We start from the raw sequence: 8,172 nt of genomic DNA on the forward strand, positions 1-8,172 counted from the left end.
GTCGGTTAGAGCATCTGACTGTTAATCAGAGGGTCGTAGGTTCGAGTCCTACCAGGGACGCCATCATTTATTATTACGTCACAAGTCTTTTGACTTGTTTTTTTTTACCCTATATTGTATAATTAAGTAGTTAATTTTAGGAGGAAAATATGAAGAATGTATTTTTTAGTGGTATTAATGGTATAGGAATGAGTGGTCTGGCATTAATACTCAAAAATTTAGGATATTGTGTATCTGGATCAGATATAGCTGAAAAAGGTATAACTAAAACATTAAGAGATAATGGAATTGAAGTATTTATAGGTCAAAAATTAGAAAATGTTAAGGATAAAGATTATGATACTTATGTATATTCAACTGCTATTAAGGAATCAAATCCTGAGTATTCATATATGAAAGATAAAGGTATAACTATGTATAGAAGAGGAGCCCTTCTTGCAGAAATTATGAATAAATTTGATAAAGGAATAGCTGCAGCAGGGACACACGGTAAAACAACAACATCTTCACTTTTATCAGTGGTATTTTTAGATAAAAATCCATATATTGCAGTAGGTGGTATAATACCTGAAATATCATCTAATTCTAAAGTTGGAAATAGTGAGTATTTTATTGCAGAAGCAGATGAAAGTGATAATACCTTCCTTTATATGAATCCTTATTATTCTATAATTACAAATATAGAAGCAGATCATTTAGATTTTCACGGTAGTTTAGAAAATATAGTTGATTCATTTAAAAAATTTGTAGATTTAACTAAGCATAAAGTTCTTGCTTGTTTTGATAATGATATACTTAAAACGTTTAGTGATGAAAAAATTATTTATTATTCTATTGATGAGAATAATAAGGATAAAGTAGAAATTTATGTAAGTAATATACAAGTAATTGATGGAATTACTTCATTTGATGTATATATTTCCGGTGAATTTGCAGGAAGATATTCATTATCAGTTCCAGGATTACATAATGTTTCTAATTCTTTACCTGTTATATATATAGCATTAAATGAAGGTGTACCTAAAACAACAATACAAGATAAATTGTTAAGTTTTAAGGGGGCAAATAGAAGATATCAAGTAATATATGATGACAAGTTTAGAATTATAGACGATTATGCACATCATCCTACTGAAATTTTAGCAACTATAAAAGCAGCAAAGATGAATGAAAAAAAAGAAGTTAATGTAATATTTGAACCACATAGATATTCAAGAACAAGTTTCTTTTTAAATGATTTTGCAAATAGTTTAAGAGAAGCAGATAATATTTATCTTCTTCCTATATATTCAGCTAGTGAAGAAAATATATATGATGTTTCTTCTGAAAAACTTGCTGAAAAAATAGGGAACCATTGTACAGTGTATGATAAAGATGAACTTATGAAAAAGTTATTTGATGAAGATAAAAATGATAAAGTATATATATTTATGGGAGCAGGATCTGTTTCTTCTCTTGCACATAGTTTTGTGGAAAGGATAAAAAATGATAGTAAATAGTAATATAGAGATGAAAGAATATTCAAACATGAAGATAGGTGGTATAGCTAAGGAATTGATATTTGTTGAAAATAAAGAAGAATTAGTTGAGATTTATAACACACGTGATAGAATATATCTTATAGGTAACGGGACAAATACTTTAATAAATGATGAATATTTAGATATATCTTTTGTAAGTTTATCTAAATTAAATAAAATAGAAGTTATAAAAAAAGAAAATGAGATAACTTTTGTTAGAGCATATTCTGGTGTTGATTTTGATAGATTTATATCATATATGGAAGAAAATGACCTTTCAGGTATAGAAAATATGTCAGGTATTCCAGGGAGTTTTGGTGGGATGACTAATATGAATGCTGGAGCTTATGGTACAGAATTATTTGATGTAGTTGAAGAAGTAGAAATATTTGAACCTGAAAATAAAATAATTAAAACATTAAAAAAATCAGAATTAAATTCAAAATATAGAACGACGGCTATAAAAGAAAATAAATGGGTGGTTGTATCTACTGTTTTGAAATTAACTAAAGGATTTAATAAAGAAGCAAGTTTAGATAAGTATAATCAAAGAAAACAAAAACATCCATTAAATTTACCAAATCTTGGATCTACTTTTAAAAATCCAACAGGTAATTTTGCTGCACAATTAATTTCTGATTGTGGATTAAAAGGTTATAGCGTAGGTGAGGCACAAGTGTCACCAGTTCATCCTAATTTTATAACAAATATGGGGAATGCAAAATTTAAAGATGTTTTAGATGTTATAGAGCATGTTAAAAATACTGTAAAAGAAAATACAGGAATACAACTTGAAACAGAAATTATTATACTAGAAAAATAATATAACTTGTAAAGGGAAAAGACTTGACAAGTTTGAAAGTTTAGTGTAGAATATATACTGAATTATGATGTAAAAAGAGAAAGGAAATAAAATAATGAAAAGAACATATCAACCAAATAAAAGAAAAAGAAAAATGGATCATGGATTTAGATTAAGAATGAAAACTAAAAGCGGAAGAAACGTTTTAAGTAGAAGAAGAGCAAAAGGAAGAGCGAAATTATCAGCATAACCGGTAGGATCTACACCGGTTTTTTTTTGAAAGATGGAGCAAAAAATGGAGAAACTAAAAAAAACTAGGGATTTTAATAGGGTATATAACAAAGGAAAAAAGAAAAGTGGTAAATATTTACTTTTATTTGAAAATAAGTCAAAAGAACAAAAATTTGGTATTGTAGCTAGTAAAAAAACTGGAAATTCGGTTTATAGATCTCGTGCTAAAAGATTAATTAGAGAATCAATAAGAAATAATATAGATTTATTTTCACTAGAAAGAGAATATATTTTTGTTATGAAAAGTATATTTAAAGATAAAATGAAAGACATTAAGTGTCAAGATATAGCAAAAGATATACGTTATATTATGAAAAAGAGTTATAAATGAAAAGAATTGCAATATTTTTAATAGAACTATATCAAAAAAAAATCTCTAAATATACAAAAAGAAATTGTAGATTTTACCCTACATGTTCAGAATATTCAAAACAGGCTATTTTAAAATATGGTTTTTTAAAGGGAAGTTTTTTATCTATAAAAAGAATTTCTAAGTGCCATCCTTTTAATCCAGGTGGATATGATCCTTTAAAATAGAGAGGAGAATTTAATGTTTGGATTTTTTAAAATACAATTTTTAGTTGACATAGTAAGTTTTATATTAAAAAATATTAGTTATATAGTGGGTAATTATGGTGTTGCTATAATTTTAACAACGGTTATAGTTAGATTACTTATGTTACCTCTTACATTGAAACAAGAGCAATCAATGAAGAGAATGAAAGAATTACAACCTAAAATAGATGAACTTAATAAAAAATATGCTAATGATAAGGCTATGTTAAATCAAAAAACTGTAGAATTATATAAAGAAGAAAAGGTGAATCCAGCAGGAGGATGTTTACCTGTAATTATACAGCTTCCTATATTTATTGCTTTATATACAGCATTTAGAGATGGGAATATAGTTCCAGATACAGCTACATTTTTATGGTTTAAATTAAGTGCACCTGATGCGCTATTTACGTTATTTGGATTCACATTTAATGCTTTACCTATATTGACGGCAGTTGTAACATTAGTTCAACAAAAAATGATGCAACCTGTAAGTACAGGTGATGATTCTACAGCAAATAGTATGCAAAGTATGTTAGTTATGATGCCAATAATGCTGTTATTTATTTTCTATAAACAACCTGCAGGTTTAAACTTATATTATTTTATTAACTCTATACTTTCAATAGCACAACAAACTTATGTTATGAAAAGGAGAGAAGCATAATGCAAAAATTTATTCTTAAGTCAAAGTCTAAAGATGAGTTACAGGATAAAATTAAAAATATGATAGTCTTAAATAATGATGAAATTGTAGAAATTACAGAATTAAAAAAACCTCGTAATTTATTTATATTTTCAACAGATGGTGAATATGAAGTAAAAATAGTAAAAAAAGAAATGAAATCTTCAGTTAAAAATATAAAAAGCGAAGTAAAAAATAAGGAAATAAAAAAAGATTTAAAAAAAGACTTAAAAAAAGAAGTTAAAAAAGATAAAGTTAAAGTAGTTGAAATTTCAGAAGAAAAAAAGGTTAATAATAATGATAATAAATTAATTGAGAAATTAAATATTGTTATTAAGGAATTTTTAGCTATATCTAATCTTAATGTTATAATAAAAAATATTTCATTTAATGATAAAGTATATAACGTTGAGTTAGATGGGGAAGATATTAAATATATTATAGGTGAAAAAGGGATAGCTTTATCATCTCTTGAATATTTATTAATGTCAATAGAAGACTTTAGACATATTAAGATATTTATAGATTCTAATAACTACAAAGAAAAAAGAGAAACAATTTTAAGAGAATTAGCTAATAAGACAGCAAAAACTGTTATTAAAACTCGTAGAAAAGTTAAATTAAATCCTATGACTTCAAGAGAAAGAAAAATAATACATGAAGAAATAAGTAAAATAGAAGGATTAGAAACTGTTAGTGTAGGGGTAGAACCTAAAAGATGTTTAATTATTAAATTGAAAAAGTAGATAATAAAGAGTCCATTTGGACTCTTTTATATTAAAGGAGGTAATATGTTATTTGATACAATAGCTGCCATATCTACAGCTAAAGGAGAATCAGGTATAGGTATAGTAAGGATTTCTGGTGATCGTGCTTTTGAAATATTAGATAAAATATTTGTATCAAAATCAGGTAAAAAAGATTTAGGTAATTATAAATTAAATTATGGATATATATATGATGAAGAAATTTTAGTAGATGAGGTATTAGTATCAAGAATGAAAGGACCTAGATCATATACTACCGAAGATATAGTAGAGGTTAATTGTCATGGAGGTTATTATACTACAAAAAAAATATTAGAAGTAATTTTAAAAAATGGAGCAAGACTTGCAGAAATTGGAGAGTTTACTAAGCGTGCTTTTATGAATGGAAGAATAGATTTATCTCAAGCAGAAGCTGTAATAGATATAATACATGGTAAAACAGAAAGAGCTGTTTCTTTATCTTTAGATCAATTAAAAGGTAGTTTAAGAGATGAGATAAATAAATTTAAGGAAGCTTTTTTAGATATTACTGCTCATGTTAATGTAGTTTTAGATTATCCAGAAGAAGGTATAGATGATCCATTACCTCAAGATTTGAGAGAAAAATTAGAAGATGTTTACAAAAATGCAGATAGGTTGATTAATTCATATAATAAAGGGAAAAAAATTAAAGAAGGTATAAAAACTGTAATAATAGGGAAACCTAATGTTGGTAAATCAACACTACTTAATACTTTACTTAGAGAAGAAAGAGCTATAGTTACTCATATTCCAGGTACAACTCGTGATATAATAGAAGAGGTAATAAATATTAAAGGAATACCATTAGTATTAATAGATACTGCAGGAATTAGAGATACAGAGGATTATGTAGAAAATATAGGAGTACAAAAATCTCTAGATTTAATAAATGATTCTGATTTAGTTTTATTAGTATTAGATTCATCAAGAGAATTAGAAGAAGAAGATATTAAAATTATTAATAAAATTAAAGAATTAGATAAAAATTATATAGTTTTAATGAATAAAATTGATTTAAATAGGAAGTTAGATATTTCACAATATGGATTAAATAATATTATAGAAATATCAGCTCAGGAAAATATTGGTATAGAAAATATGGAAGATAATATATATGAATATATTGTAGAAAAAGATGTTGAAGATAGTTCAGAAAAATTGATATTAACAAATATTAGACATAAAACGGCTCTTGAAAAAACAAAACAATCAATATTTAATATATTTGAAACTATAGATTTAGGACTTCCACTTGATTTAATATCTGTAGATTTAAAAGAAGGGTTAGATTCATTATCTGAAATAACTGGTGAAATTAGTTCAGAAGATGTCCTAGATCATATCTTTGCAAAATTTTGTGTAGGAAAATAATTTTCTCTAGACAAAAATAGATATAATGTAGTATACTAGATGTAATGAATATATACATGATTAAAGAGGTAGAATTTTGAAAAAAATATTTAGTTTAGGAATTTTTATGATGTTTGTGTATATACTTTTCATATTTATGGGAACTAACTTTTTTGAAATAAAAAATATTACAATAACAGGTAATAATAATCTAATTAAGAATGATATTGTTAAGTATTTATATAACCTTAAAGGACAGTCTATATTTAATATTAGTACAACTCAACTTAGTGCTGAGTTATTAAATGATGTAAGAGTTAGGGATGTGGAGATATCTAGAAGTTTCCCAAATACATTACGGATAAAAATAGATGAAAAAACACCTTTGGGAATAATATATATAAATAATCAATATATATATATTGATGAGTATTTAACCCCTTTTGCATATTATTCTGAAATAAAAGATAAAGAAATACCTATAATATTTTTAGAAAAAAATGATGAAGAAAATTTGAAACTTCTTTTGTCTAATTTATCTAAAAGTAAAATATATCCTTTAATATCCGAAATATACGCTATAAAAGATGGTTATACTTTAACTTTACTTGATGGAACGGATATTTATACAGATAAAGATGTTGACACGAATAAGTATGATTTAGGGTATAAGATATATACAAAAGAGAAGGAAAACAAAAATTTAGAATATTTAGAATTAAGATTTAGAGATATAGCAGTTAAATGAGAATGGAGGAAAAATGGAATATAACAATAATTTCAATGGTAATCAAAACGAATATATGGCAGGTGCCAAAATTAGCATAATAGGTGTTGGTGGAGGTGGAGGAAATGCCGTTAACCATATGATAGATAGAAAAATTGAAAGTGTTAGATATATAGCAATAAATACTGATCATCAAGATTTAGATAAGAAATCAAATGCAGATATTAAAATTTCTCTTTCACAATTAGGAGCAGGAGGGGATCCTACTATTGCAAAAGATTTAGCTGAAAAATCTAGAGATGATATAAAATCACAACTTAAAGGTCAAGATATGATATTCATAACTGCAGGAATGGGTGGAGGAACAGGAACAGGTGCTGCTCCAGTTGTTGCATCTATTGCTAAAGAATTAGGTGCTTTAACAGTAGCAGTTGTAACTCAACCATTTGATTTTGAAGGTATAAGAAGGAAAAAAAATGCTCAAGAGGGTATAGATGAATTAAGAAAATATGTTGATGCATTGATAGTTTTACCTAATCAAAAATTACTTAAGTATAAATCAGAAAATCAAGCAGTTTCAAATATGTTTTCTAAACCAAATGAAGTATTATATAGATCTGTTAAAGGTATAGCTGAGGTTATAACTAAAGAAGGAATGATGAACATAGACTTTGCTGATGTTAGTTCTGTTATGAAAGATGCTGGAGATGCAGTTATAGGATTGGGGGAAGCAAAAGAAGGAGAAGATGTATTGATTGCAGTTAAAGATGCTGCTGAAAATCAATTATTAAATAGAAGTTTAAAAGGTGCTAAAAATGCCTTGATAAACTTAACTTTACATCCTGAAACTGATGTTACTCAATTTGAAAAAATAATGGATGAAGTTGCTAAATATTCAGGAAATCCAGATTTAAATATTATACTAGGAATAATATATGATGATACATCAAGAGATGTTAAGGTTACTATAGTTGCAACAGGTTTTGATGATGATGTTGCTGAAGAAGGACAACCAGTACCTAAATTTAGTAATGAAAATAAAATTGAAGAAGTAAATAATAATTATTCTACATTACAAGTGCCAGTATTAGATTAAAATAAATGTACCTAGAACATGTACCAACAAACTGGACACAAAATTTAAAATTAATAATTTAAGGAATTACATTTTATTTGATAAGGTGTAGTTCCTTTTAAATTTACTCTAACTTTATTGTAAAATTCTATATATTCTTTAATTGTTTTAATTGCTTCTTCTTTAGTTCTAAACTTATCTTTATTTAACTTATTGTAATAACACTCTGACTTAAGACTCTATAGGTGAGTTATCAGGACAATGCCCTGGTCTTGACATGCTATGTGTAATATCTTTTGTTATATTTTTAAACATATATGATGTATACTGAAACCCTCTATCACTTTGTAATATATCAACATCATTAATATTTATATTT

The 8,172-nt window shown here is 26.1% G+C and carries 10 protein-coding genes and 1 pseudogene; 10 read left to right on the forward strand and 1 reads right to left on the reverse strand.

Going from position 1 to position 8,172, the window contains the following annotated elements; translation table 11 throughout:
* Window positions 1–149 precede the first annotated feature (149 nt).
* From murC to ftsZ, 10 genes are all read left to right on the forward strand, one after another.
* Window positions 150–1,499, forward strand: coding sequence for a UDP-N-acetylmuramate--L-alanine ligase (gene murC, locus ACWYO2_RS03670; protein ID WP_455515147.1), 1,350 nt, complete (start codon window positions 150–152; stop codon window positions 1,497–1,499).
* The gene (gene murB, locus ACWYO2_RS03675; RefSeq protein ID WP_455515148.1) at window positions 1,486–2,343 is read left to right on the forward strand and encodes a UDP-N-acetylmuramate dehydrogenase; all 858 of its coding nucleotides are present in this window, start codon (window positions 1,486–1,488) and stop codon (window positions 2,341–2,343) included. Before murC ends, murB begins: the two co-directional genes overlap by 14 nt.
* A gap of 94 nt (window positions 2,344–2,437) precedes the next feature.
* The gene (rpmH, locus tag ACWYO2_RS03680) at window positions 2,438–2,572 is read left to right on the forward strand and encodes a 50S ribosomal protein L34 (protein WP_066893872.1); all 135 of its coding nucleotides are present in this window, start codon (window positions 2,438–2,440) and stop codon (window positions 2,570–2,572) included.
* A 45-nt stretch (window positions 2,573–2,617) separates the two neighbouring features.
* Window positions 2,618–2,944, forward strand: coding sequence for a ribonuclease P protein component (rnpA, locus tag ACWYO2_RS03685; RefSeq protein ID WP_455515149.1), 327 nt, complete (start codon window positions 2,618–2,620; stop codon window positions 2,942–2,944).
* Entirely contained in the window at window positions 2,941–3,150 is a 210-nt protein-coding gene (yidD, locus tag ACWYO2_RS03690; RefSeq protein WP_455515150.1) for a membrane protein insertion efficiency factor YidD, read from the forward strand. The genes rnpA and yidD overlap by 4 nt, the downstream gene beginning before the upstream one ends.
* A 13-nt stretch (window positions 3,151–3,163) precedes the next feature.
* Window positions 3,164–3,835, forward strand: a complete 672-nt coding sequence (locus ACWYO2_RS03695) for a YidC/Oxa1 family membrane protein insertase (protein ID WP_455515151.1) — start codon at window positions 3,164–3,166, stop codon at window positions 3,833–3,835.
* On the forward strand, window positions 3,835–4,599 hold the full coding sequence (locus ACWYO2_RS03700; protein ID WP_455515152.1) for a Jag family protein: 765 nt from the start codon (window positions 3,835–3,837) through the stop codon (window positions 4,597–4,599). The genes ACWYO2_RS03695 and ACWYO2_RS03700 overlap by 1 nt, the downstream gene beginning before the upstream one ends.
* A 45-nt stretch (window positions 4,600–4,644) precedes the next feature.
* Entirely contained in the window at window positions 4,645–6,012 is a 1,368-nt protein-coding gene (gene mnmE / locus ACWYO2_RS03705) for a tRNA uridine-5-carboxymethylaminomethyl(34) synthesis GTPase MnmE (protein WP_455515153.1), read from the forward strand.
* A 76-nt stretch (window positions 6,013–6,088) separates the two neighbouring features.
* A complete protein-coding gene (locus tag ACWYO2_RS03710; RefSeq protein ID WP_455515154.1) occupies window positions 6,089–6,739 on the forward strand; it encodes a cell division protein FtsQ/DivIB in 651 nt (216 codons plus the stop codon).
* A 13-nt stretch (window positions 6,740–6,752) separates the two neighbouring features.
* Window positions 6,753–7,814 carry a cell division protein FtsZ gene (gene ftsZ, locus ACWYO2_RS03715; protein WP_455515155.1) on the forward strand — a complete coding sequence of 354 codons (1,062 nt, stop codon included), beginning with the start codon at window positions 6,753–6,755 and terminating at the stop codon, window positions 7,812–7,814.
* A gap of 50 nt (window positions 7,815–7,864) precedes the next feature.
* Here ftsZ and ACWYO2_RS03720 read toward each other — a convergent pair.
* Window positions 7,865–8,020, reverse strand: a pseudogene (locus ACWYO2_RS03720) (IS3 family transposase); the annotation flags it as partial.
* Between the last annotated feature and the right edge of the window lie 152 nt (window positions 8,021–8,172).

The sequence above is a fragment of the Pseudostreptobacillus sp. genome, assembly GCF_977040545.1.

Bases quoted from the DNA above. Each gene is read 5' to 3' on its own strand.
- murC (WP_455515147.1), top strand. From the start codon at position 150: ATGAAGAATGTATTTTTTAGTGGTATTAATGGTATAGGAATGAGTGGT.
- murB (WP_455515148.1), top strand. From the start codon at position 1,486: ATGATAGTAAATAGTAATATAGAGATGAAAGAATATTCAAACATGAAG.
- rpmH (WP_066893872.1), top strand. From the start codon at position 2,438: ATGAAAAGAACATATCAACCAAATAAAAGAAAAAGAAAAATGGATCAT.
- rnpA (WP_455515149.1), top strand. From the start codon at position 2,618: ATGGAGAAACTAAAAAAAACTAGGGATTTTAATAGGGTATATAACAAA.
- yidD (WP_455515150.1), top strand. From the start codon at position 2,941: ATGAAAAGAATTGCAATATTTTTAATAGAACTATATCAAAAAAAAATC.
- ACWYO2_RS03695 (WP_455515151.1), top strand. From the start codon at position 3,164: ATGTTTGGATTTTTTAAAATACAATTTTTAGTTGACATAGTAAGTTTT.
- ACWYO2_RS03700 (WP_455515152.1), top strand. From the start codon at position 3,835: ATGCAAAAATTTATTCTTAAGTCAAAGTCTAAAGATGAGTTACAGGAT.
- mnmE (WP_455515153.1), top strand. From the start codon at position 4,645: ATGTTATTTGATACAATAGCTGCCATATCTACAGCTAAAGGAGAATCA.
- ftsZ (WP_455515155.1), top strand. From the start codon at position 6,753: ATGGAATATAACAATAATTTCAATGGTAATCAAAACGAATATATGGCA.